At 52.5% G+C, this 1,153-nt stretch carries 2 protein-coding genes; one reads left to right on the top strand and one right to left on the bottom strand.

What is annotated here, in order from left to right; all coding sequences use genetic code 11:
* A partial coding sequence (locus IQ217_RS18735; protein WP_228024333.1) for a DUF3172 domain-containing protein occupies positions 1–559 on the top strand: 559 nt, incomplete at its 5' end.
* On the opposite strand, the gene IQ217_RS18730 is transcribed toward IQ217_RS18735, so the two are convergent.
* Entirely contained in the window at positions 556–987 is a 432-nt protein-coding gene (locus IQ217_RS18730; protein ID WP_338116591.1) for a DUF190 domain-containing protein, read from the bottom strand. The genes IQ217_RS18735 and IQ217_RS18730 overlap by 4 nt on opposite strands.
* Positions 988–1,153: the final 166 nt, after the last annotated feature.

The raw sequence follows: 1,153 nt of genomic DNA, 5'->3' as shown, positions 1-1,153 counted from the left end.
CCGTTATACTCCTCCCCCCCGTCCCAGCTATGACCGGGATTATGGCCCTCCACCGGGAAAACCCCCTGGCAAGTTCAGCTTAGGGAACATCAACTATGGCACGATCGCCCTGTTGGCAGGTATTTTCGTTTTGGGCATTGGGGTGGGCATTGGTTTTAGTTCCACCGCTAGCTTTAGCCCGGAAAATGTAGCCTCCAGGGAAGTGATTGACCGCAGTGCTCCCAACGCTGAAGTGTGTGTGCAGTTTGGCTCCAGCGCCATCGTCACTGATATGCGGGTGTTTGTGACCCTGAATCCCTTTAATGTGTTTGTTACCCAACCAGTGATGCAACCGGGCTGTGTGTTGCGCCGCAATAACTGGAGCATTTTGGAGCGGGAAAAACTGGTGGACAACCGCCAAGTCAATGATTGTAAAAATCGCATGAATACCTTTGGTTTCACCGGGCCTTTGGAAGGTAATCCCCGCATTGACTGTATTTACCAAAATGAAGCGGCGGGTAATTTGTTTACCAACCAACCGGGGGCTGTGGGGCCCAGGCCGGCCACCGATAAGTTCTAGGTGTGGACCACCACTTCAACCTGATCCCGCAGGACAATGCCCCCCTGCACCGCTTGCTGGACTATGGGTAAAAGCTGGTCAATTTTCTCCCGGCGATCAATGAAGGTGAGCACCATGGGCAAATCCGAAGACAGTTCGATGATGCCCAGTAACATCACCCGCTCCTCGTTATTTTTGCCGTAGCCAGTGGCCCCCCGCACCGCTGTGGCCCCCACTATGCCTAAACGTCGGGCTTCTTGGATCAGGGCTAGATGCACTGGCCGTCCCTGCCATTGGTCTGCTTCCCCCACATAGATGGTTAATTTTTCATAGTCTGGGTGGTTACCTTGGGCATTGGGGTTGGGATCATTGACGCCATCCATAGTTGCTTTCTCCGTCGAGGAGGCAAGGGGGTCTGGGTTATTTTCTGTGGGGGCGTGGTGTACCACCTTAACCAATTCCTTGATGACTAAACCTCTTTTTATTAAAGCTAGGGCACTGTCCTTTTAAGGAGTGAAGTGGCAAAAGCCTCTACAGGTAAGTATTTCTGCAATTTCGACAGGGCGGTCAATGAAGCCCATGGCCATAGCCGGAGTGGTATTTTTTCCCAGACTT

The sequence above is a fragment of the Synechocystis salina LEGE 00031 genome (assembly GCF_015207985.1).
Taxonomy (GTDB): Bacteria; Cyanobacteriota; Cyanobacteriia; order Cyanobacteriales; family Microcystaceae; genus Synechocystis; species Synechocystis salina.
This window is presented reverse-complemented; position numbering and strand designations above follow the sequence as displayed.